This is a genomic window from Acidovorax sp. LjRoot38 (genome assembly GCF_964252975.1).
Classification (GTDB): Bacteria; Pseudomonadota; Gammaproteobacteria; order Burkholderiales; family Burkholderiaceae_C; genus Acidovorax; species Acidovorax facilis.
In genome coordinates this window covers 65017-88413 of record NZ_CAXUPT020000006.1, presented here as the reverse complement: position 1 = coordinate 88413, position 23397 = coordinate 65017, and the positions used below count along the sequence as shown (strand labels likewise).

The 23397-nt window shown below is 65.2% G+C and carries 22 protein-coding genes; 14 read left to right on the top strand and 8 right to left on the bottom strand.

The window, feature by feature from the left end:
* Entirely contained in the window at positions 1–852 is an 852-nt protein-coding gene (locus ACSQ22_RS12800) for a SirB1 family protein (protein WP_121422607.1), read from the bottom strand.
* Positions 853–934: 82 nt separating this feature from the next.
* Entirely contained in the window at positions 935–2500 is a 1566-nt protein-coding gene (gene murJ / locus ACSQ22_RS12795; RefSeq protein ID WP_121419265.1) for a murein biosynthesis integral membrane protein MurJ, read from the bottom strand.
* 199 nt (positions 2501–2699) lie between these two features.
* Between murJ and rpsT the strand changes: the two genes are divergently transcribed.
* Complete coding sequence (rpsT, locus tag ACSQ22_RS12790; protein ID WP_008905691.1) at positions 2700–3002, top strand: 30S ribosomal protein S20; 303 nt, start codon at positions 2700–2702, stop codon at positions 3000–3002.
* A gap of 271 nt (positions 3003–3273) precedes the next feature.
* Here rpsT and ACSQ22_RS12785 read toward each other — a convergent pair whose 3' ends face one another.
* On the bottom strand, positions 3274–3597 hold the full coding sequence (locus ACSQ22_RS12785) for a DUF3579 domain-containing protein (RefSeq protein ID WP_121507234.1): 324 nt from the start codon (positions 3595–3597) through the stop codon (positions 3274–3276).
* Positions 3598–3866: 269 nt separating this feature from the next.
* On the opposite strand from ACSQ22_RS12785, the gene ACSQ22_RS12780 reads away from it, so the two are divergent.
* From ACSQ22_RS12780 to ACSQ22_RS12770, 3 genes are read left to right on the top strand one after another with little or no spacing between them, the layout of a single operon-like run.
* Positions 3867–5063 carry an aspartate aminotransferase family protein gene (locus ACSQ22_RS12780; RefSeq protein WP_436130522.1) on the top strand — a complete coding sequence of 399 codons (1197 nt, stop codon included), beginning with the start codon at positions 3867–3869 and terminating at the stop codon, positions 5061–5063.
* A gap of 25 nt (positions 5064–5088) precedes the next feature.
* Positions 5089–6009, top strand: a complete 921-nt coding sequence (gene argF / locus ACSQ22_RS12775; protein ID WP_121507236.1) for an ornithine carbamoyltransferase — start codon at positions 5089–5091, stop codon at positions 6007–6009.
* Between the two features lie 14 nt (positions 6010–6023).
* Positions 6024–6716: an HD domain-containing protein gene (locus ACSQ22_RS12770; protein ID WP_436130521.1), complete on the top strand. Its 693-nt coding sequence runs from the start codon at positions 6024–6026 to the stop codon at positions 6714–6716.
* Between the two features lie 42 nt (positions 6717–6758).
* On the opposite strand, the gene ACSQ22_RS12765 is transcribed toward ACSQ22_RS12770, so the two are convergent.
* The 3 genes from ACSQ22_RS12765 to ACSQ22_RS12755 form a co-directional block, all read right to left on the bottom strand.
* Complete coding sequence (locus tag ACSQ22_RS12765; protein WP_436130520.1) at positions 6759–7163, bottom strand: hypothetical protein; 405 nt, start codon at positions 7161–7163, stop codon at positions 6759–6761.
* A 70-nt stretch (positions 7164–7233) separates the two neighbouring features.
* Positions 7234–9432, bottom strand: coding sequence for a TonB-dependent receptor plug domain-containing protein (locus ACSQ22_RS12760; RefSeq protein WP_436130519.1), 2199 nt, complete (start codon positions 9430–9432; stop codon positions 7234–7236).
* Positions 9433–9565: 133 nt separating this feature from the next.
* Positions 9566–10558 (bottom strand): N-acetyltransferase family protein, encoded by a 993-nt coding sequence (locus tag ACSQ22_RS12755; RefSeq protein WP_436130518.1) that lies wholly within the window; start codon positions 10556–10558, stop codon positions 9566–9568.
* A 191-nt stretch (positions 10559–10749) separates the two neighbouring features.
* Between ACSQ22_RS12755 and ACSQ22_RS12750 the strand changes: the two genes are divergently transcribed.
* The 6 genes from ACSQ22_RS12750 to kynA all read left to right on the top strand — a co-directional run bounded on the left by ACSQ22_RS12750 (position 10750) and on the right by kynA (position 16325).
* A complete protein-coding gene (locus ACSQ22_RS12750) occupies positions 10750–11406 on the top strand; it encodes a response regulator transcription factor (RefSeq protein ID WP_436130517.1) in 657 nt (218 codons plus the stop codon).
* Positions 11407–11408: 2 nt separating this feature from the next.
* Positions 11409–12860 carry a sensor histidine kinase gene (locus ACSQ22_RS12745; RefSeq protein ID WP_436130516.1) on the top strand — a complete coding sequence of 484 codons (1452 nt, stop codon included), beginning with the start codon at positions 11409–11411 and terminating at the stop codon, positions 12858–12860.
* A gap of 32 nt (positions 12861–12892) precedes the next feature.
* The gene (locus tag ACSQ22_RS12740; protein WP_436130515.1) at positions 12893–13243 is read left to right on the top strand and encodes a YkgJ family cysteine cluster protein; all 351 of its coding nucleotides are present in this window, start codon (positions 12893–12895) and stop codon (positions 13241–13243) included.
* A 123-nt stretch (positions 13244–13366) separates the two neighbouring features.
* Complete coding sequence (gene kynB, locus ACSQ22_RS12735) at positions 13367–14020, top strand: arylformamidase (protein ID WP_436130514.1); 654 nt, start codon at positions 13367–13369, stop codon at positions 14018–14020.
* A gap of 88 nt (positions 14021–14108) precedes the next feature.
* On the top strand, positions 14109–15419 hold the full coding sequence (gene kynU / locus ACSQ22_RS12730; protein WP_436130513.1) for a kynureninase: 1311 nt from the start codon (positions 14109–14111) through the stop codon (positions 15417–15419).
* A gap of 18 nt (positions 15420–15437) precedes the next feature.
* Complete coding sequence (gene kynA, locus ACSQ22_RS12725; protein ID WP_436130512.1) at positions 15438–16325, top strand: tryptophan 2,3-dioxygenase; 888 nt, start codon at positions 15438–15440, stop codon at positions 16323–16325.
* An 18-nt stretch (positions 16326–16343) separates the two neighbouring features.
* Here kynA and ACSQ22_RS12720 read toward each other — a convergent pair whose 3' ends face one another.
* On the bottom strand, positions 16344–17759 hold the full coding sequence (locus ACSQ22_RS12720) for a PLP-dependent aminotransferase family protein (protein ID WP_436130511.1): 1416 nt from the start codon (positions 17757–17759) through the stop codon (positions 16344–16346).
* Between the two features lie 192 nt (positions 17760–17951).
* Between ACSQ22_RS12720 and dctP the strand changes: the two genes are divergently transcribed.
* From dctP to ACSQ22_RS12700, 4 genes are all read left to right on the top strand, one after another.
* Positions 17952–18998, top strand: coding sequence for a TRAP transporter substrate-binding protein DctP (dctP, locus tag ACSQ22_RS12715; RefSeq protein WP_176888715.1), 1047 nt, complete (start codon positions 17952–17954; stop codon positions 18996–18998).
* Positions 18999–19076: 78 nt separating this feature from the next.
* Positions 19077–19607, top strand: coding sequence for a TRAP transporter small permease subunit (locus tag ACSQ22_RS12710; RefSeq protein WP_121507247.1), 531 nt, complete (start codon positions 19077–19079; stop codon positions 19605–19607).
* Positions 19604–20920, top strand: a complete 1317-nt coding sequence (locus ACSQ22_RS12705; RefSeq protein ID WP_055394417.1) for a TRAP transporter large permease — start codon at positions 19604–19606, stop codon at positions 20918–20920. The genes ACSQ22_RS12710 and ACSQ22_RS12705 overlap by 4 nt, the downstream gene beginning before the upstream one ends.
* Positions 20921–20954: 34 nt before the next feature.
* Positions 20955–22238 (top strand): hydroxymethylglutaryl-CoA reductase, degradative, encoded by a 1284-nt coding sequence (locus tag ACSQ22_RS12700; RefSeq protein ID WP_436130510.1) that lies wholly within the window; start codon positions 20955–20957, stop codon positions 22236–22238.
* A gap of 185 nt (positions 22239–22423) precedes the next feature.
* Here ACSQ22_RS12700 and ACSQ22_RS12695 read toward each other — a convergent pair whose 3' ends face one another.
* Entirely contained in the window at positions 22424–22786 is a 363-nt protein-coding gene (locus tag ACSQ22_RS12695) for an MliC family protein (protein ID WP_055394413.1), read from the bottom strand.
* Positions 22787–23397 lie beyond the last annotated feature (611 nt).

Here is a 23397-nt window from a genome sequence, read left to right as displayed (position 1 = left end):
TCAGCCGTTGGCGTTGCGCAGCGCGCTCAGCCGGTCAGCGATCAGGTCGATGTCGAGCCCGTCTTCGGCGTGGGCCAGGTAGGCTTCCAGATCGGCCATCGCTTCGAGGGTGTTGCCCCGCTCGGCATGGGCCAGCCCCCGATCGCGCCGCTCGCCCCAGGCGTCAGGCAGCAGCACGATGAGCCGGTCGAGCACGGTGATCAAGCGCTGCCAGTCGTGCTGCGTGCGGTGCACCTCTTTCAGATTGCGCAGCATGCGCGCAATGATGTCGCGCGGTGTGGCCGCCTGCAGGTACAGGCCCAGCGGCACGTCGTAGTCGTCCACCAGGCCGTTGCGGCGCTTGTAAGGCTCCAGCCGTTCGGCAAGCTCTTCGCGGCTGAGCGACTGGCCCGAGATCGGGTCCAGCACCACCTGTCCTTTGGGCAGCAGCACCTTGACCATGAAGTGCCCGGGGAATGCAATGCCCCGCGCATGCAGGCCCAGGCCCTGGGCCAGCTCCATCCACAACACGGCCAGGCTGATGGGGATGCCCCGGCGCGTTCGCAGCACGGCGTTGAGATAGCTGTTTTCGGGGTCGTAGTAGTTATTGATGTTGCCGCCAAAGCCCAGGTCGACAAAGAAAAACTGGTTGAGCGTACGCAGGCGCTGCAGCGCAGGGGCATCGGCAGGCAGGCGGCGCTTGATGCGCGCAAGCAACTGGTCCATATCGCCCAGCAGTTGCTGCATGTCGAGCTCAGGGTATTCGTCCTGCGCCAGGCTGGCCGCTGCCTCCAGCAGCGGGAAGTGATCATCGCTTTGCACCAGCGATGCAAAGTACTCCAGCGAGGTGGGTACGGAATAGCTCAGTGACATGGTGGTGTTGTAAGTGCCGGGGCGGGCGGCGTCAAGCGACAGAAAGCCCTTCTTGACAGGGCATTTGTGGCCTTCGGTGAAATCAGCGCCGCAACAGCTGGCGCAGCTTGAGCCCGGCTGCCCACAGCGCGCCAAAGTACAGCACGGCAGCAGCAGCCATGAGCGCCGCCAGCAACCCTATCCGCTGCAGGGTTTGCCCCCTCATTTCCACCCAGTCGAAATGCTGCGCACCCCATACCAGCAGCACGGCCAGCAAGGCGCTCGCAGCGATCACCTGCAGGGCGAACTTGCCCCACCCCGGCAGGGGCCGGTAGCTGCCGCGCCGCAGCAGACCGATCAACAGCCAACCGGCATTGATGAGTGCACCAATGCCGATGGTCAACGTCAGGGCCGCATGCTGCAGATAACGCACCAGCACCAGGTTCATCAACTGGGTCAGCACCAGCACCGCCACCGCAATGAGCATGGGGGTGCGCATGTCATGTTTGGCATAGAAGCCCGGCGCCAGCACCTTGATGGCCACAATGCCCACCAGGCCCACGCCATAACCCGTGAGGGCCAGGGTGGTTTGGCGCACGTCCTGGTCGCCAAAGGCCCCATAGTGGTACAGCACCGCCACCAGCGGCTCTGAAAAGACCAGCAAGGCCACCATGCAGGGCACGGACAACAGCACCACCAGGCGCAGCCCCCAGTCGAGCATGGCCGAGTACTGGTCGTCGTCCTGCTTGGCGCGGGCGCTGGCCAGCTGCGGCATCAGTACCACGCCCAGCGCCACGCCCAGCAGCGCGGTCGGCAGCTCCATCAGGCGGTCTGCGTAGGTGATCCAGCTCACGCTGCCTGTGGGCAGGTGCGAGGCAATCTGCGTATTGATCAGCAGGGATATCTGCGCCACGCTCACCCCCAGCAGCGCGGGCAGCATCAGCCGTGCCACTTTGCGCGTGGTGGGGTCGGACCAGGCGGCACGAATGGCCGCCCAGCGCACCCCAATGCGCGGCAGCAACCCCAGGCGCACCAGCGCAGGCACCTGGATGGCCAGTTGCAGCAAGCCACCCAGCATCACCCCCGCCGCCTGGGCGTAGATGGGCTCGATGCCATGGCGGGAAAACCAGGGTGCGCCCACCGTGATGGACAGGATCAGTGCGATGTTGAGCAGCACCGGCGACGCCGCCGGCACTGCAAACTTCTTCCAGGTGTTGAGAATGCCCCCCGCCAGCGCCACCAGCGACATGAAGCCGATGTAGGGGAACATCCAGCGCGTCATGGTGACGGCGGCGTCAAAGCCCTGGGGCGACTGCTTGAGCCCGCTGGCCATGCCCCACACCATCCAGGGGGCGCCCAGCACGCCAGCAATACACAGCAGCACCAGCGTCCATGCCAGCAAGGTGCCCACATGGTCGATCAGCGCGCGGGCACTCTCTTCGCCCTCCTGGGCACGGGTGGCGGACAGCACCGGGACAAAAGCCTGGCTGAAGGCGCCCTCGCCCAGCACCCGCCGGAACAGATTGGGGATACGAAATGCCACATTGAAGGCGTCCGTCATGGCACTAACCCCAAAGACGGAAGCCATGAGAAGCTCTCGCACCAGCCCGGTGATGCGGGAGGCAAGGGTCAAAAGGGAAACGGTGGAGGCGGCTTTGAACAGTGACACGGGCGGGAGTGTATTCCCCCTGAGCCGCTTCGCACCTTCCCCCAGAGAGAGACGCACCCTGTGGTCTGGCAGAGCCGGTTCCAGGGGTACGCTAGCGATGGCGCTACGCCGGTTTTGAACACCATGGCGATGAACAAACAGCCTTGGGCTATAATCGCGGGCTTTGCTGGCATCATCCACAGACCCAAGGAACTAAATCATGGCATCCGCTAAACCCAAGAAAAAGAACCCGCGCCTGGCGTCGGGCCGCAAGCGCGTCCGTCAGGACATCAAGCTCAACGCTGCGAATACCTCGCTGCGCTCCAAATACCGTACCGCTGTCAAGAACGTCGAAAAGGCTGTTCTGGCTGGCGACAAGACCAAGGCGACCGAACTGTTCGCCAAGATGCAAGCCGTGGTGGACACCGTGGCTGACAAGGGCATCTTCCACAAGAACAAGGCTGCTCGCGACAAGAGCCGTCTGTCTGCCAAGGTGAAAGCCCTGGCACTGGCAGCCGCCTAAACCAACCCCTCCGCCTGCCCCGGCAGGCAAACAGCCCGAACGGCATGTACCGTTCGCCGTTTGTAACGGGTGCGCTGCCAGCAAAAGAAAAACGAATTAAACCGCCTTCGGGCGGTTTTTTCGTTTCTGGGCGGGAAGCAAGCACCGAGCCAAAGGGCCGGACGTGTGAGGACCCTGCTTTGGGGCAGCCCATGCTGAAATCCGTGAGAGAGCCAGCGCACAGGCCGAAAAAGACCCCCCTGGCCCGCAAGCGGTCAGGCCACAAGCCGGCTCAGAGCTTGGAGGACGGGGGATCAGGCAGCAGGCAGGCTTCAGCCACCTGCAGATTGTTGTCGCGCGCGAAATTGATGACAAAGTCCCAGGCCATGGGCTCGTGGCCCTGCAGGTCGCGGTGCACCACCACACATTTCACGCCATTGAGCGTGGTGGGAATGCACCAGGGCGAGTAGCTCAGATGGCTGCCAGGGCGCGCTCCGCCGGGGCGGAAACTGCTCATCACCCCGGCCAGCCGCTCGGCCCAGTCGCTGGGCCGAAAGGTTTTCCCATCGTGGGTGATGCCCTGAATGAAGACTTCTTTGGAGGAGGGGGAAACCATCGGGGATTGGAGTGGTAGTGAGCGCGCCAGACACAGGATCACTGCATGCTGCACCGCAGCGCGACATTCTAACTCTTATATAAGAGCTGGCTCCCTAAACCCTGCGTCGGGCTGCACATAGGGACCAAAACTCAGGTAGTGCCCGCATTGCAGTGATGCGCAATCTTCAACAGCCATGCACCGGGCTCCCCCTAGAATCGTGCTTCGCTTTTTCGGGTTTCATACAGGCCACAAGCCAACCCATCACCGCACCGTCTGGAGATTTCTGCATGACCGCTACCACCCCGGCAGCTTCGCCCCACGTGATGAACACCTATGGCCGCGTACCTATTGCGCTGGCCCGTGGGCAAGGCTGCCGAGTCTGGGACGTGAACGGCAAGGAATACCTCGATGGTCTGGGTGGCATCGCCGTGAACACGCTGGGGCACAACCACGCCAAGCTGGTGCCCGCGCTGCAGGACCAGATCACCAAGCTGATCCACACCTCCAACTACTACCACGTGCCGCTGCAAGAGCAACTGGCCGCCAAGCTGGTGGAGCTGTCGGGCATGCAGAACGTGTTCTTCTGCAACTCGGGCCTGGAAGCCAACGAAGCCGCGCTCAAGATCGCGCGCAAGTTCGGCGTGGACAAAGGCATCGCCAAGCCCGAGATCGTGGTGTACGAGAAGGCCTTCCACGGTCGGTCGATTGCCACCATGTCGGCCACGGGCAACCCCAAGATCCACAGCGGCTTTGGCCCGCTGGTCGAAGGTTTCATCCGCGTGCCCATGAACGACATCGAGGCCATCAAAAAGGCTACCGAAGGCAACCCCAATGTGGTGGCCGTGTTCTTTGAAACCATCCAGGGCGAAGGTGGCATCAATTCGATGCGCGTGGAATATCTGCAGCAGCTGCGAAAGCTGTGCGACGAGCGCGGCTGGCTCATGATGATTGACGAAGTGCAGTGTGGCGTGGGCCGCACTGGCAAGTGGTTTGCGCACCAATGGGCAGGCATCGTGCCCGACGTGATGCCCTTGGCCAAGGGCCTGGGCTCGGGCGTGCCGATTGGCGCGGTGGTGGCTGGCCCCAAGGCCGCCAACGTACTGCAGCCCGGCAACCACGGCACCACCTTTGGTGGCAACCCCCTGGCCATGCGCGCAGGGGTCGAGACCATCCGCATCATGGAAGAAGAAGGCCTGCTGCAAAATGCGGCCACGGTGGGCGACCACCTGCGGGCAGCGCTGCAGCGCGAACTGGGCAGCCTGCCCGGCGTGAAGGAAATTCGCGGCCAGGGCCTGATGCTGGGCATTGAACTGAACAAGCCCTGCGGCGCACTGATTGGCCGCGCTGCCGAAGCCGGCCTGCTCTTGTCGGTGACGGCCGACAGCGTGATCCGTTTGGTTCCCCCGCTGATCCTGACCACCGCCGAGGCCGACGAAATCGTCGCCAAACTGACCCCGCTGGTCAAAGCTATCCTGGCCGAGTAATCGGCCGGCACCGAGACACAAGCCCATGAAACATTACCTGCAGTTCAACGACCTCACCGCCGACGAATACACCTACCTGTTCGAGCGTGCCGCGCTCATCAAGAAGAAGTTCAAGGCCTACGAGAAGCACCACCCTCTGGTAGACCGCACGCTGGCCATGATCTTCGAGAAGGCCAGCACACGCACTCGCGTGAGCTTCGAGGCCGGCATGTACCAGCTCGGCGGCAGCGTGGTGCACCTGACCACCGGCGACAGCCAGCTGGGCCGCGCCGAGCCGATTGAAGACAGCGCCAAGGTCATCAGCCGCATGGTGGACCTGGTGATGATCCGGACCTACGAGCAGGCCAAGATCGAGCGTTTTGCCGCCAACTCCCGCGTGCCGGTCATCAATGGTCTGACGAACGAATACCACCCCTGCCAGATCCTGGCGGACATCTTCACCTACATCGAGCACCGCGGCTCCATCCAGGGCAAGACGGTGGCCTGGGTGGGCGACGGCAACAACATGGCCAATACCTGGCTGCAGGCGGCTGCGCTGCTGGGCTTCAAGGTGCATGTGAGCACACCCCGTGGCTACGAAATTGATGAGAAATTGGCCGCTGGCGCAGGTGGGACAAGCGCAAGCAGCTATCAATTTTTTAGCAACCCGCTCGAAGCCTGCCAAGGCGCCGACCTGGTCACCACCGACGTGTGGACCAGCATGGGCTACGAGGCAGAGAACGAAGAGCGCAAAAAGGCGTTTGCCGACTGGTGCGTAGACGCCGAGATGATGGCCGCCGCCAAGCCTGATGCGCTGTTCATGCACTGCCTGCCTGCGCACCGGGGTGAAGAAGTGGAGGCGGATGTGATCGACGGGCCGCAATCCGTGGTGTGGGATGAGGCAGAAAACAGGATGCACGTGCAGAAGGCACTCATGGAGTACCTTCTGCTCGGCCGCATAGCCTGATTTTTTGGCTCTCCATGCCTTGGCGTCGCCAGCCCGCCCACAGCGCCGAACTGCTGGCATACTGGGCATCGCTGGGCCAAGCACTCGGCCGGGATACACCGGCGTGGCGTAAAGAGGGGCGACGGCTTGTGCTCAGTTGGGCGCGCTGGCCGCGCGCCTACCACGACACCACCCACCTCTGGGCCTGCCTGCGGCATTGGCACGCGGTGCAGGATCAGCAACCCGCCGCACTCGACAACCCCCACGCTGTTGCGCTGGCCCTGTGGTATCACGATGCCATTTACTGGCCGTGGAGCAAACACAACGAAGAGCGCAGCGCCGACTGGGCAAGCCGCTTCATCCTGGGCCAGGGCCTACCCGCCACGCTGGCGCAAACCGTGCACCAGCACATCCTCGACACCCGCCACTCCCCCGGCCCACTCACAGGCGATGCGCAGTGGGTGGTCGATATCGACCTGTCCATCCTCGGCCAGAGCGACGGGGTGTACCGCCAGTTCGAACGCAATGTGCGGCGCGAATACTTTTTTGTGCGCTGGCCGCGTTATGTAGCGGGGCGCAGCGCGGTGCTGCAGGGGTTTCTTGACCGGCCGCGCATTTACGGCACGGAACTGCTTTACCAACGGCACGAAGCCCAGGCGCGCACGAACCTGAGCCATGCGCTGGAGGCGCTGACCGAAGGGCGGCTCTACGGCCCGGAGACAAAGTAACGCGCTGTACCGGACACCAGGGTCGGGCGTGACAGCGCTACATCAGTCGCAGGACTGAAAGCGCTTGCATTCCGGCACTGCGTGAATGCTGGTCAGCGTATTTTCACCATCGATATTTCGGGCCGTGAACTTGACCCACGCCCCCTCGGGAATGTCAGCCAGAAGCTCCCTGTCGCGCACCGTGAAAGTCTGCGTGGTGAACGGAATCTTGGAGCGCGGCAGCAGCTTCAAACGCACCAGCAGTCGGCCGTCCCGATCCAGCTGAACGGACACCAAGCGGGCCCGCGTGAAAACCGGTTCTGCCGTGGCAGCGCCTTGATCAACCTGCTTTGCAGAGCCAAACGGTGCGGCGACTGCGTCGGCCACCATGGCACAGCACAGCGACGCTGTGACCACAAGTACAGAGAGTTGGCTAGAAACTGCTGCAAACCTCGTTCCTGTTTTCATGCTGACCTTTCTCGCTCACTCGGCTGACTGAGAGCGCTGACGGACGCTACACCACCGTTGCGCAGCGAGTTCAAAACTGCGTCCCTACAGTCAGGTACGCACGCGGCGTCCACTGCATGCTGCTGCGGCTGACCACAGGCACCGCGCCCGAAGCATCCACGCGATCTCGGCGGAAGTGCGCGTCGCCCACGTTGTACACGCCCAGCCGCCAATATCCCAGTCCGCGTACCAGCTGCCCCACGTAGAAGTCCAGCATGGCGTTCGCGCGGTTTTGGCCGGTGAGTGTGGAGTTGATGTCCTGGTCGGCACGCCCGGTCATGGTCAACGTGGCGCCGCCATACCAGCCGCCGGTGCGCGGCATGGGTTTGGCAGCGGTCAGCGTGGCCACGTAGCGTGCCTGCCCGGGGATGCGCCGCCCTTCATTGGGCCCGCTGGTCATGCGCGATTGCAGCAGGCTCGCGTTGGCCGACAGCGTCCAGTCGCGTCCCAGGCCCAGCCAAGCGAGCCCCGTGCGGGCATCCGCTTCCAGGCCCCAAACCATCGCGTCGCCCACGTTCGCACGTTGCTCTACCCATCGCGATCCGTTCAATTGCAGCGTGGGCGCCAGCACATCGCTCATCTGCCGCACAAACAGGTTCAGGCCTGCGTGGCCGTTGGTCAGGCGCCGCTCGAAGCCGGTGTCCAGCGTCCAGGCTACCTGCGGGCGCAGGTTGGGGTTGCCGATGGTGTCGGGGTTGCCCAGGCTGTTGCTGCCCTGACTGGGGATGACCCGGTCCACCAAGTCCCACACGCGCGGCAGCTGGGTGACGCGGGCGAGGTTCACACGCCACTGCAGGTCGTCGGACAACGGCGTGCGGGTGTGCAGCGATGGCTGGAGGATGTTCCACTGCTTGCTGCCCGCCACTGCCGAGCTTCCCCCGTTCAGCTCCACACGCTCGCCGCGCAGGCCCAGCGTGAGCGTGGTGCTGGCCGGCAGCTCCCATTCGTTCTGCCCCCAGACCACCCACCGGCGGATGCCAGCGTCCAGGCCCGAGTTCACCGGCAGGGCGCCGCTCGCGGTGGTGCTGACGAAGAGTTTGCGGTCTTCAAATTGCGCCCCGGCACTCCACAGCAGTGCATCGGCCGTGCCGGTGAGCTTGCTGCTGAGGCTCCAGACATCCTCGCGCCGGTCGTCCACAAAGCTGTAGCTGTCGGTGACCACTGCACCGCCCGCGCCAATGTTGCGCAACAGATCTCCTCTGCGGTCCACGGTGTCGCTGGCCCGGCTGGCGGTCAGCGTGGTTTCGAGCTTGCTGGCAGCAAAGCGGTGTGTCCAGTCGGCGGCTGCTTGCAGATAGCGACGGTCGTACTGGTGCGACTCCTGCGAGTTCAGGGCATATGTGCCATCGCCACTGCCCACGCTGTCGGCTGTGCCGCCAAAGTCAGCCTTGCTGAGGGTTGCCCGCAGCGTCACCTGGTCTGCCGCCCCCAGCTTCCCGCTGATGCGCGGCACCAGCGCGTAGTCGGTGCGCTTGTAGCGGGCGCTGGTGTCGGACTGCGCCACGTCAGCCCCGTCACGCTGCGTGCTGCGGTGCGTGTCTGAACCCAGAAGCAGGCCTGTTGCAGACGCAGCGACGAAGTACGACCAGGGCTGGCTGGCCTCCGCTTCGCGAGGCGCGTCGGCGCCCGTGGAAGTTGGCCCCAAGGGGCCGGTGCGCGAGAAAAACGCCTGCCCCGCATTGCGGCCCCACACGTGGTTGTCGGTCAGGCGCAGCGTGGTTTCACGCTTCACGGTGGCCTGGCGCAACACGATGTTGAGCGTGCCACCCGTGGCGCCCGAGAACTCTGCGCTTGGCGCGCGCACCACCTCGATGCGTTCGATCAGCTCGGGCGGCAGCTGGTCAATGGGCAGCTGCGTGCGCTTGCCGCCCACGCGCTGGCCATCGATGAGCAACTGCGTGGCACCGCGCTCCATGCCACGCATGCGGATCTCCACGCTGCCGTCAGCACTTGGCGTCACCTGCACGCCTGGCAGCTGGCGCAGAACATCGGCCACCGAGAACGCGCCCATTTGCTCGATGTCGCTGCGGTCCACCACCACCAGCGACCCGGCTGCAAAAAAACGCTGCTCCAACGACCTGCGTGCCGTGACCGTGACGCCATCAAGCGATGGCGTAGCGCCGCCCGTTCCCTCCGGCGTACCCTGCGCCCATGACGAACTCCCTGCCGCAGAGGCCAAGCACGTCGCCCAGATGGCAATGCGATGGCTGTTGTTTATTGTTTGCTTCATAGATGCCCTCTCTGCGCCAGATTGTCCGAGGGCAAGGCTTAAGCGCAGCCTAAGACCTATGCCTGTGCCCCTGGGTGTCGCTGAACTGCAGCATCCACGCGACAGGTGATTCCGGAGCCAACGCACGCCGCGACTACAGCTTGGGCACCTCCAGCGGCTTGCGGTAAATCGTGTTGCGCTTGACCACCTGAAATCCGCAGTCCGCATACACACGATTAGCGCCCGTCAGGTTCTCACCGTCCACCGCCAGCGCCGACTCGGCCATCCCTTCGTCGGCCAACAGGCGGAGGCTGCGGGCGATCAATGCCCTTGCAAGACCGCGTCTGCGCCACTTGCGCCCCACGCTGATGAACTCGGTGTAGCCCCGGCGCCGTGACAGATGGCGGTTCTCATCCTCGTTGATATACGTGCGGACCTGGCCTGCGACCTCATTGCCGTCCCACGCCACCTGCCAGCGCGCGGGCTGGAAAACCCAGCTCTCCAACCAAGTGTCGTAGTCACGAGGCAACGGCGGTGCCATGCCCCAGTGGTCTTCAAACGCAGTGTGGTGAGCGTCCCAGATGGCGCGGTAGTGCTCTGGAAAAACGGGCCGCAGTTCCAGCCCTTGCGGCAGGGGAAAGTCCGGCGCAGCATGCAGTTCGGTATTCAGCATTTCGAAGAAGTACCGCATCGGCGCATAGCCTCTGGCCTGCAGCAGCTTCGCGCGCGCTTCCTCGCCTTGCTGCACATAGGCATGGTGCACGTGCGGGCCGCCCGGCTGCTGCGCTGCCACGGTGTGGTGCCGCCGCTCAATCCAACCTTGCAGCACACGGCCAATGCCGCGCCCGCGCCAATGCCCGGGCACAAAACCGATTTGCGCGTGCAGCGTCAACCCGTCGGCCTGGGTAAACCGCCAGCACCGGCCATAGCCCACCAGCTCGCCATCCAGCTCGGCCATGATTGCGTCGTGATACGGATCACAGTTGGTGAAGGCGGCGTAGTCGCGTGCCAGGTCTTCGGGCGCGCGGCGTGCGAGCACCCCGTCGGCATCAAAGCTGGCATTGGCCACCTCGGCCATGGCCGGGAAGTCCGACGGGCCGCGAAACGGCCGCAGCACCAGCCCTGAAGGGGCCGATACATTCGTCATCGATTTGTCATCACCCACAAGAGCATCCTCCCCAGCTTCTTCCATTCATTCTTCTTCTCCCTCAAACGTCGGTGCGCGAGTCACGTTGGGCTGCGCCCGCTGACATTGTGCAAACCACAGCCTTAACGCCAGCCAAAGACACCGCTTCAGACAACGCCCCGCAGGCTTCGCACCCGCCACAATCGCACCCCATGCACATTCTGCTTATCGAAGACGATCTGGACCTGGGCCGCGCGCTGCAGTCCGCGCTGAAGGTGGAGGGCCTGACCAGCGAATGGCTGCGCCGCACGGTGGATGCCCCGGCCACTGTCGATGCCACCACCATCGACTGCGTGCTGCTGGACCTGACGCTGCCCGACGGCAGCGGCTTCGGCCTGCTGGCACGCTGGCGGGCGCAGGGCGAGCAGGTGCCCATCATCGTGATCACCGCGCGCTCGGCCGTGGAAGACCGGCTGGCCGGGCTGGATGGCGGGGCCGATGATTTCGTGGTCAAGCCTTTTGCTACGGCCGAACTGCTCTCGCGCATCCGCGCCGTGCTGCGCCGCAGCGCCCGCCAGGCCAGCGAGCGCTGGGTGCTGGGCGAGCTGGTGATCGAGCCGCGGCGCCATGCCGTGCAGCGCAATGGCACGGTGCTGGATGTGTCACCGCGCGAGTTCCAGCTGCTGCTGGAGCTGGCGCGCGAGCCGGGCGTGGTGGTGTCCAAAAGCCTGCTCTCGCAGCGGCTGGACCCGCTGGGCGAGCCCGTGGACTTTGGCGCCATCGAAGTGCATGTGTCCAACCTGCGGCGCAAGATCGGGGCGGAGCTGATCCGCACGGTGCGCGGCGTGGGCTATCTGTTGCAGGCATGAGCATGAGCACCCCCGCCTTCCCCCCGAGCACCGGCAGCCGTACGCCCCGCCAGTTGCGCGCGACATGGCGTCGGCTGGCCGAGCCCACGCTGGTGCGACGCAGCGTGTTGTCCGTCACCGTGGCGTTTGTGCTGGTGTGGGCTGTGCTGCTGGGCTACAACTACTTCAACTACAAGCAGGCCATCACCAACGACCCGGGGCTGCTGAAGTACGGCGACGCGCTGCTCGAGTCGCTCACCCCGATCACGGACCCGGCGCAGGCCGCTGCGGCCGTAGCGGCCACCAACCACTGGACCAACATCCGCCGTCGCCAGATTGGCCTGCTGCCGGGCGCATCGATGCATGAGCTGCGCAACAGCGCCACAGGGCAGGTGGTCTATTCCCCCGCAGGTCTTCAAGAGCTGGACATCCCACTGCCTGCTCTGCAAGAAGGCTCTGCCCTTTCCGAATCCGTCGTGCAGGGCAAGCCCTATCGGATCTACGTCGGCCACAACGCCCGCTGGAGACTGCGCATTGTCGATAACAAGCGGACGGATGCGGATTACTTGGCCTACAACGGCCGCTACCTGGTGCCCTATCTCCTGTTGGCCGCCCCCTTCGTGCTGCTGCCCGTGTGGCTGTCAGTGCGCAACGGCCTGCGCCCGCTGCAACAGTTGGCAAACCTCATCGCCCGCAGGGACAAGGACGATCTGCAGCCCGTTGGCTTCCGCGCCCGCCACCGCGAACTCAAGCCTCTGGAGCAGTCACTGGACCACCTCTTCGCCCAGTTGCGCCAGAAGGTGGAGCGCGAGCGCGCCTTTGTGCAGGACGCTGCGCACGAGATCCGCACGCCGCTGGCCGTGATCACCGCCCAGGCCCATGTGATGGCCCGCTCGCCCATCGAAGAGGAACGCATGCAAGCCCAGGCCCACCTGGAGCAGGCCATCGCCCGCACCTCGCACCTGGCGCAGCAACTGCTCGACCTGGCCGCGCTGGACGACGCCCAGCGCCCCGCCCCGCGCGACCTGGACGTGGCGCAGTGGCTGCGCGGCGCGCTGGCCCAGGCCGTGCCTGATGCGATGGCACGGCAGATCGAGCTGTCGCTGGACGCGCCCGACACCTTGCCCGCGCGGCTCGACCAGCCTGCGCTCGAATCCATCGCCCACAACCTCATCGACAACGCTGTGCGCTACACGCCCAACGGCGGCAACGTGGCGGTGGCACTGTGGCGCGAGGGCACGGCGCTGCACCTGTCGGTGCAGGACGACGGGCCGGGCATCGCGGCCACCGAGCAATCGCATGTGTTCGAGCGCTTCTACCGTGGCCTGGGCCACGCCGCCAACGGCTCGGGCCTGGGCCTGGCCATCGTGCGGCAGGCAGTGCTGCGCATGGGCGGGCAGGTGCAGATCGGCGTGGGTTTGAATGGCAAAGGTGTGGGCTTTTTCGTTAGCATTCCCCTCCCCCACAAAGCCTGACGGCCCCGCCACAGGCCCACTGCCCGTCCTGCATGTCCGTCACCACCACCACCGCCGATTCCGCCCACCCGTGCCTGAGCTGCGGCGCCTGCTGCGCCAGCTTTCGCGTGGACTTTGCCGTGTACGAGATGCAGGCAATGGGCGGCACGGTGCCCGACGGTCTGGCCCTGGATGTGAACGGCAGCACCTGCCGCATGCGGGGCACGGAGCAGGTGCCCATCCGCTGCGCCGCGCTGACCGGCCAGGTGGGCCAGCAGGTGGCCTGCAGCATCTACGAACTGCGCCCGGCGCCCTGCCGGGAGTTCTCGGCGGGCGACTACGCCTGCCACAAGGCGCGTGCGCGGCACGGGCTGGCGCCGCTCCCGGAAGGCGCCATCTTGTGAGGTGACACGCTCCAGCAGCCGGGCTACTGCCGCATCAAAATAGTTTAGGCTTCAACAAAAAATCGACCAGGTGTTGGAAATAACCGACACCACGGGTTTTTCGGGACATGCAAACTTTGTCCCATGTCAACGCCCTCCTCCCCCACCGCCCGCCAGCTTTGGGACATCTCGCCGCCCGTGCACGCGGGCAGCCCCGTGTTCCCCGGCGACACGGCCTACAGCCAGCAGTGGTGTGCCACCATCGGCCCGGGCTGCCCGGTCAACGTGAGCGCGATCACCATGTCGCCCCATGTCGGCGCCCATGCCGATGCGCCGCTGCACTATGACGCACAGGGCGCCACCATTGGTGACGTGTCGCTCGACGCGTTCCTGGGCCCCTGCCGCGTGATCCACGCCATCGGCTGCGGCCCGCTGATCAACTGGGAACACATTGCCCACGCGGTGAACGGCACCCTGCCGCAGCGCGTGCTGGTGCGCACCTATGAACACATGCCTGTGGACCGCTGGGATGGCCAGCTGGCCGCCTATGCCCCCGGCACCATCGAACGCCTGGCCGACCTGGGCGTGTTGCTGGTGGGCATCGACACCGCCAGCATCGACCCGGCCGACAGCAAGACGCTCGACAGCCATCAGGTCATCCGCCGCCGGGGCCTGCGCGTGCTCGAAAACCTGGTGCTCGACGCCGTGCCCGAGGGCGACTACGAACTCATTGCCCTACCGCTCAAGCTGACCACGGCCGACGCATCGCCCGTGCGCGCCGTGCTGCGGGCGCTGTAGCCCGAAAATTTCAAGCTTTTTTGGCCTCTACCGCTCGTCCATCAAGCGCCAGTAGCTATCAAAACAGAAGCAAACCACTCTGAACACCATGACCACCACCTTGCAAGACTGCCGCGCGCTCGACGCGCAAGACCCCCTCGCGCCGCTGCGCGGCCACTTCGCCCTGCCCCCGGGCGTGATCTACCTGGACGGCAACTCGCTGGGCGTGGCCCCCAAGGCCGCCGCCGCGCGCGTGGCCGATGTGGTCACCCGCGAATGGGGCACAGACCTCATCAAATCGTGGAACACAGCAAGCTGGTTTGACCTGCCCCAGCGCCTGGGCAACCAGCTGGCCCCGCTGATCGGCGCGGGCCAGGATGAAGTGGTGTGCACCGACAGCACGTCCATCAACCTCTACAAGGTGCTGAGCGCGGCGCTCAACATCGCGCGCGAAGACAGCCCCGCGCGCAAGCGCATCGTGAGCGAGCGCAGCAACTTCCCCACCGACCTCTACATTGCAGAAGGCCTGTGCAAGGAGCGCGGCCTGGAGCTGGTGCTGGTAGAGCCCGAAGAGATCACCGCAGCACTGACCAGCGACGTCGCCGTGCTGATGCTCACGCACGTGAACTACCGCACCGGCGCCATGCACGACATGGCGGCCATCACCGCTACCGCGCACGCCCAGGGCATCTTGTGCGTGTGGGACCTGGCGCACAGCGCGGGCGCGGTGCCGGTCGATCTGAACGGTGCAGGCGCGGATTTCTCGATTGGCTGCGGCTACAAATATTTGAACGGCGGCCCCGGCGCACCGGCCTTTGCCTGGGTGCACCCGCGCCATGCCAGCCGCTTCTGGCAGCCGCTGTCCGGCTGGTGGGGCCATGCCGCACCGTTTGCCTTCACGCCCGACTACCAGCCCGCCCCGGGCATCACGCGCTACCTGTGTGGCACGCAGCCCATCATCAGCTTGTCGGCCCTGCAATGCGGGCTGGATGTGTTCACCGCTGCGCAAAGCCTGGGCGGCATGGCCGCGCTGCGCGCCAAGTCGCTGGCGCTGACCGACCTGTTCATCCAGCTGGTGGAAGAGCGCTGCGCTGGCCACGGCCTGGGCCTGGCCACGCCGCGTGACCATGCCAAGCGCGGCTCGCAGGTGTGCCTGACGCGCGACGAGGGTGCGGGCGTGAACGGCCAGGGTAGCGGCGCCTACGCCATCGTGCAGGCGCTGATTGCGCGCGGTGTGATCGGCGATTTCCGCAAGGGCGACGGCGGCACTGGCCGCCACAAGGACATCCTGCGCTTTGGCTTCACGCCGCTGTACCTGGGCTTTGAGGATGTGTGGAATGCCGTGGAGCACTTGCGCCAGGTGCTGGAGAGTGGCGAGTGGAAGAAGGCCGAGTTCAACCAGACGCACGCCGTCACTTGATCGGAAAGGCAAACCACCATGTGCCCTTTCTCGCAAACTCCTGCCGACGGCAACAACCCGGCGTCTGCCGCCCTGCCCGAATCCATCGTGCACGAAGAGCGCGCCCAGCTCGACTTCAGCCAAAGCATGAGCTATGGCGACTACCTGCAGCTCGACGCCATCCTCACCGCGCAAAAGCCGCTGTCGCCCGCACACGACGAGATGCTGTTCATCGTGCAGCACCAGACCAGCGAGCTGTGGATGAAGCTCATGCTGCACGAGCTGCGGGCGGCCATCGGCCACATTGCGCGCGACGAGCTGCCGCCCGCGTTCAAGATGCTGGCGCGGGTCAGCAAGATCATGGAGCAGCTGGTGCACGCCTGGGACGTGCTGGCCACCATGACACCGCCCGAGTACAGCGCCATGCGGCCGTACCTGGGCCAGTCCAGCGGCTTCCAGAGTTATCAGTACCGCTGCATCGAGTTCTCGATGGGCAACAAGAACCGCGCCATGCTCAAGCCCCACGAGCACCGCGCCGACCTGCTCGCCCTGGTGCAGGCGGCGTACGAGGCACCGTCGCTGTACGACGAGGCCCTGCGGCTGCTGGCCCGGCGCGGCCTGGCCGTGCCCGCCAGCCACACCGAACGCGACTGGACACAGCCCTATGTGGAAAACGATGCGGTGGAGCAGGCCTGGCTCACCGTGTACCGCAACCCCGAGAAGCACTGGGACCTGTACCAGCTGGGCGAGGAGCTGACCGACCTGGAAGACGCCTTCCGCCTCTGGCGATTCCGCCACGTGACCACGGTGGAGCGCGTGATCGGCTTCAAGCGCGGCACGGGTGGCACGGGCGGGGTGAGTTACTTGCGCAAGATGCTCGACGTGGTGCTGTTCCCCGAGATCTGGAAGCTGCGCACGGACTTGTGAACCGGGTTCGGCGCGCCTTCAAGACGCCGCCTTGAGCGCGCCCTGCAGAAAGCGCAAAAACCGCGGGTCGTTGGCATAGGCCACGTTCACCCGCATGGCCTGCAAAGGCTGCTGCTGGCCCTGCCGCTGCGGAAAGAACACGGCGCCCGGCGCCAGAAAAATGCCCCGCTCTGCCGCACTGCGGGCCAGGCCCAGCTCGGTGATGCCATGCGGCAACTCCACCCACAGGTAATAGCCGCCCGGGGGGCTGGGGTGCACGGTGAGGCCCAGGCGTGCCAATGCTTTTTGCGCAGGGCCCAACGCACTGTCCAGCCGGGCCTTGAGACGGCTCAGATGGCGCCGGTACTGGCCCGCAGAGATCAGCTGGTGCACCACGCGCTCTACAAAATCGGACGTGGACACCACCGTCACCATCTTCAGGTCACACAGCGCATTGATGCGGTGCGCCGCCCCTGCGATGTAGCCCACGCGCAGACCGGCCGACAGCGTTTTGGAAAAGCTGCTCACGTAGATCACGCGCTCCAGCTGGTCCAGCGCTGCCAGGCGCGGGGCGTTGGGCGGCTGCAGGTCGGCAAATGGGTCATCCTCCACCACCAGAAACCCGTGGGCCGCAGCCATCTGCAACAGGCGGTGGGCCTTGGGCAGGCTGATCGACCCGCCTGTGGGGTTGTGCGCCAGCGACTGCGTGAAGAACACCTTGGGCCGGTGCTTTTCCAGCAGCGCCTGCAGCGCATCCAGGTCGGGGCCATCGGCCAGCCGAGGCACGCCCAGCATCTCCACCTTGGCGAGCTTGAGCTTGCCAAACAGCGGGTAGTAGCCGGGTGAATCCACCAGCACCTCATCGCCCGCGTCCAGCAGGTGCCGCACGATGAGGTCCAGCGCGTGGTTGGCGCCCTGGGTCAGCAGCACCTGGCGCGGGCTGACGGGGATGGTGCGCTCGCCCAGCATGCGCGCAATGGTCTCGCGCAGTGGCAGGTAGCCCCAGGGAGTGCCGTAGCCATGCTCGATGTCCGTCAACCCTTGCGAGCGCGCGCGGCGCAGCGAGCTGCCCAGCTCGGACCCCTCCATCCACGACGCGGGCGGGCGGCCATCGCCCACACGCACCTCGTAGTGCTGCTCCAGTTGCTCACGCAGCAGCGACACCACGTCCACCGCTTCGGTCACATGCGGCGCAGGGGCCTGGGCATGTACGCTGCTGGGCTTGCGCACGTAATAGCCCGAGCCGGGCCGCGCTTCCACATAGCCGCGCGCGGCCAGGCGGTTGTAGGCCTCCACCACCGTGTTGCGTCCCACACCGTCCTTGGCGGCTGCATCGCGGATGGACCGCAGGCGGGTGCCGGGTAGCACGGTGCCTTGTTCGATGGACTGCGCAATGCGGCGCGCCAGCGCTTCGACCTTGCTGTCGGGCGATGCGTCTTCTTCGGGGTGGGGCATGGGTCTGTCTCCTGATCTGTACCCGTTTATTGATGGGTACAGTTTTGTGATCTGTGCCCAAACTGTATCCAACCACCGGCTGCATTGTCCATATACTTTTCGAACTCGCCCGCAGCCCACACTGCGCATTGGGCCGAGGCAGCAAACCCACGGCGATGGGTGCACACATTCCAAACCAACCGGAGACAAGACATGGCAGACAAAGCCGTCCAACGACGCAACATCCTCAAATCCACCCTGGCTGCAGCCGCTGCCGTGGGCGCAGCGGCGCCCCTGGCCAGCCACGCGCAGGCCACCGTCACCTGGCGCATGCAGGCACTGTGGGATGGCGGCACCACGCCACAAAAGTTTGAAGAGCGTTTTGTGGCCCGCGTGGCAGAGTTGACCGGTGGCCGCTTCAAGATCAACCTGTTTGCGGCCGGCCAGATCGTGCCCGCCGCGCAAGCGTTTGATGCCGTGCGCGGCGGCGCGTTTGAGCTGATGAAAACCTTCGACGGCTACGAAGCCGGCAAGATCCCCGCATTTGCCTTCACCAGCACCATTCCGTTCGGCTTTGCCGAGAGCGACGAATACGAAGCCTGGTTCTACGAGCGTGGCGGGCTTGACCTGGTGCGCCAGGCGTATGCGCCCGCAGGCCTGCACTACATCGCCCCCACCGTGTACGGCCAGGAGCCGCTGCACTCCAAGGTGCCAATCCGCAAGATCGCCGACCTCACGGGCAAGAAGGGGCGCTTTGTGGGCCTGGCCTCGGCCGTGATGGGCGCCATGGGCGTGTCGGTGACGCCGCTGCCCACGGGCGAGGTGTATTCGGCGCTGGACAAGGGCGTGATCGACATGGCCGATCGGGGCGACCTGACGGCCAACTTTGAAGCCGGCCTAGCAGAGGTGGCCAAGTTTGTAGTGGTGCCGGGCTTTCACCAGCCCACCACCGCCACCAGCTACGTGGCCAACCGTGCAGCACACGACAAGCTGCCCGCCGAGTTCAAGGCCGCGCTGGCCGTGGCCGCGCGCGAGATTTCGGCGGCACTGCGCCAGCACATTCTGGTGAGCGATGCCACCGTGCTGGCCAAGTACCAGGCCAAGGGCTGCGAGATCATCCGCTTCAGCGCAGCCGACATCGCCGCTGCACGGCCCAAGGCCATGGCCGCGTGGCGCACCGCCACCAAGGGCGACGCCCTCGCCACCAAGATCCTGGACAGCCAGGTGGCCTTCATGAAAGAGCTGGGCCTGCTGGCCTAAGCAGCGCTGGAAAGCCCTAGCCCCGGGTGCCCGCCATGGGTGCCCGGCGCACCTGCCATTGTCCCAAGGAGTCACCCCATGCCGTCATGGCTCTCTGTCTCCACGTCTGCCATCACCACACTCAACCGCTGGATCTTCCAGGCCACGGTGTGGTTGATGGCCATCGTGGTCCCCGTCATGCTTTATGAAGTCATTGCACGCTATGTGTTCAATGCGCCCACGGTGTGGGGCATGGAGCTGGCCGTGCTGCTGTTCGGCCCGTACTTTCTGCTGGGCGGTCCGTACCTACTGCACCTCAAGGGCCATGTGGCGCTCGACGTGGCGCGCCAGCGCCTGAGCCCCGCATGGCAGCGGCGGCTGGACCTGGTGAACTTTCCCATCATCGTGCTGTTCTGCGCCATCCTGCTGTACTTCAGCGCACCCGCAGCCTATAGCGCCTTCACCTACCGCGAGACCAGCTTTTCAGCCTGGAACCCTCCCATCTGGCCGGTGAAGGCCGCCGTGCCGCTGGCTCTGGCGCTGATGCTGCTGCAGGCCGTGGTGGAGTTCTTTCGCACGCTGTTTGGCGAAGCAACCGTTGACGCGTCCCCCGCGGAGGCCCACCCATGACCTCCAACATGATTCTGGTGCTGATGTTCGGCAGCCTCACGCTGTTCATGCTCACCGGTCTGCCCATTGCCTTCGTGCTGGGCGGCCTGTCGCTGCTGTTCACTGTGACGCTGTGGGAGCCCAACGCGGTCATCGTGCTGGTGCTGCAGATCTTCGACACGATGAAGTCCGAGGCACTGCTCGCGATCCCGCTGTTCATCCTGATGGCCTGCATCCTGCAGCGCTCGGGTGTCATCGAAGACCTGTACCGCGCGATGGAGCTGTGGTTTGGGCGTCTCAAAGGCGGCCTCGCCATCGGCACCGTCATCATCTGCGTGGTGATGGCGGCCATGACCGGCGTGGTGGGTGCGGCCGTGACGGCCATGGGCATCCTCGCCCTGCCAGAGATGCTGCGGCGCGGCTACAAGCCCGAGCTGGCGCTGGGCACGATCTGCGCGTCGGGCACGCTGGGTATCCTGATCCCGCCATCGGTGCTGACCATCGTGTACGCCGTGACGGCCCAGATCTCCATCGGCCAGATGCTGATTGCAGGCATCGTGCCGGGCCTCATCCTGGCCGCGCTGTACATCGCCTACATCATCGTGGTGGGCTGGGTGAAGCCCGAGTGGGTGCCCCTGGACCCCAGCACCCGCAAGGCACCGCTGCGCGAAAAGCTGGTGGCACTGAAGGCCCTGGTGATACCCGCCATGCTGATCGTGATGATCCTGGGCTCGATCTTCTTCGGCATCGCGACACCGACCGAGTCTGCTGCGGTAGGCGTGGCCGGAGCGCTGCTGCCCAGCCTTATCAAGCGCCGGTGGGAGCGCGGCATGCTGCGCGGCGCAGCGACCGATGCGCTGAAAGCTACGGCGATGATCCTGTGGATCACGCTGGGCGCCAAGGCCTATGTGGCCATCTTCACGGGCCTGGGCGGGGCGGACACGCTGCTGCAGTTCATCCAGGGGCTGGACGTGAACCGCTGGCTCATCCTGGCGGCCATGATGCTGTTGCTGGTGTTCCTGGGCACAGTGCTGGACGAGCTGGGAATCATCCTGCTCACGGTGCCTGTCTTCCTGCCCATCGTGCGGCTGCTGGGCTTTGACGAGCTGTGGTTTGGCGTGCTGTACGCCATCACCATCCAGATGGGCTACATCAGCCCGCCGTTTGGCTACACGCTGTTCTACATCAAGGGGACGCTGCCCAGCCACATCGGCATGAACGCCGTGTACTGGGGCATCTTGCCGTTCTTCGGGCTGCAGTTCGTCGGCCTGCTCATCTGCGCGGCCTTCCCCGATCTGGTCACCTACCTGCCCCGGCTGATGGCGTCGCGCTGAGCCGCTTGTTCACCCATTTATCCCAAACACTTCCATGACTTCCACCGCACACCCCAGCAGCCGCATCGGCGGTTTTCACAAGCTCGCCATTCCCGCACGCATCGACGCCGTGGCCCAGTTTGCGGGCCTTGGCGACGACGACAAGGCCCACCTGCTGAACACCGGCAACCTGCCTGCCGAGCTGGCCGACCACCTCATCGAGAACGTCATCGGCACGATGAACATCCCCGTGGGCATTGCCACCAACATGAAGATCGACGGCCGAGACCGGCTGATTCCCATGGCCACCGAAGAATCGTCGGTGGTGGCCGCGGTGTGCAACGCGGCGCGCCAGTGTTATGACCACGGCGGCTTCGTTACCTCCATGTCGGGCACCGAGATGATTGCGCAGATCCAGCTCACGCAGGTGTCTGACCCGCAGCACGCACGCATCCGCATCCTGGAGCACAAGGAAGACATCCGCACGCTGTGCGATGCCTGCGACCCCATGCTCGTCAAGCTGGGCGGCGGCTTCCGCGACCTGGAGGTGCGGGTCATCGACACCCGCGGCGGCACCATGGTGATCACCCACCTCATCGTGGACACGCGCGACGCCATGGGCGCCAATGCCGTCAACACCATGGCCGAAAAGATTGCGCCGCAGATTGGGGCATGGACGGGCGGACAGACCAACCTGCGCATCCTGTCGAACCTGGCCGACCGGCGCCTGGCGCGCGCGCGCTGCGTGTGGCGCACGGCCGACATCGGCGGCGAGGCGGTGCGCGACGGCATGCTTGCGGCCTACCACTTTGCGGCAGCCGACCCCTACCGCGCCGCAACGCACAACAAGGGCATCATGAACGGCGTGAGCGCCGTGGTGCTGGCCACCGGCAACGACACGCGCGCGGTAGAAGCCGGTGCCCACGCCTACGCCGCACGCGGCGGCCACTACACCAGCCTGACGACTTGGGAGGTGACCAACGGCGGCGACCTGGCAGGCTCCATCGAAATGCCCATGGCCGTGGGCCTGGTGGGCGGCGCCACCAAGCTGCACCCCACGGCCAAGACAGCGCTCAAGATTCTGGGTGTCACGTCGGCCCGCGAGCTGGCCCAGATCATTGCGGCCGTGGGCCTGGCGCAAAACTTTTCGGCCATGAAGGCCCTGGCCACCACCGGCATCCAGAAGGGGCACATGGCCCTGCACGCGCAGAACATCGCGATGATGGCGGGCGCCGCGGGCGACGAGATCGACCGCGTCGCGCAGGTGCTGGTGGCGCAGGGCACGGTGCGCATCGACGTTGCGGAGGCCGAGTTGCAGCGGCTGCGCAGTGGTGCATGAATTCGTTCACAGCGGCAGCGTGAGAGTGCCGACCCGCATCACCCCACCACCTGGAAAAGCGACCTAGAAATTACCCACAAAAAAAGCCACCAGCGCCTTGTTCATAGGCGCTGGCAGCTATTGTTTTTGAAGAATGCCGCAACCCGAAACTACCGGGCGCGGGGGTGGCCTGCTCTGCAGCCCGCCTATTGCACGCCCGCCACCATCATGGGGCGGTTGCTACGGCACCAGATCGGTGCCAGATGGCCAATCTGGATGGTCAGCTCATTGCCCTTGCCGAGCACGGTGGTGGGGCCGTTGCTGAAGGCGTAGCCGGTTTCCGTGGCCTGTTTGGGCAGTTCCACCGTCCAGCCGCTGCGCCGCAACACGCTGCGGCCTTGCTCGGGGTAGAACTGCATCTCCACCTTTTCGCCATTGCCGCAGGCGAACTGCATGCTGCCGCGGTCCGTTGGCTCGCTAAAGGCCTGCATCACGGGTGGCTGGCTGGCGCATCCCGACATCAACAGCGTTGCCAGCGCACCTGAACACAGCGAAACCATCTTCTTCATCAGTCACTCCTGAGTAGCGATGTGCATTGCGGCACACACTCCAACCTGCAAACTGCTTGTGGCCACCGACCACCGGGGTCACTGGGGGCTTCCAAGCACAAACCTTGCCACCACTCCGCTGCAGGCGAAAAGCCGAAACCGAGGAACGGTTTCAGCCGCCATCCACACCCAGCGCAGGGCATGGCCATGAGAGTGCCGCACGGTCCACGCCCCGTCGATTGGGGTGATCCCCACATCGAGAGCCTTCTCTAAAGTCTGACTTCGCTCCGTGGCGCCCCGATGACGGGCAAGACTGCCCCGTCCAACACGGCATTGCAAGCACGCATGGTTGCAATGCACGGACCTAGCACCCGATTGCGCGCAGCCTGGTCCCAAAACGCCACGTCACCTTGGCGACTGGAGCGCCTGCGGCGACGGCTCGGGACATACCCTTAGAACCTGCACAAATGAACCTTCGCAAATCGGGATGCAACAGCCGCCCTTGCCCAAAGGTGCACCGCTGGCCCGAGCCCTGGTTTGCGCAAGTCATGACCCTTATCCCTCGCCCAACGCCCCTACTGCCTGCCCCACGCGCCCGTCGGCCGCTCCCATCTGGTGCAGATTGGCGGACC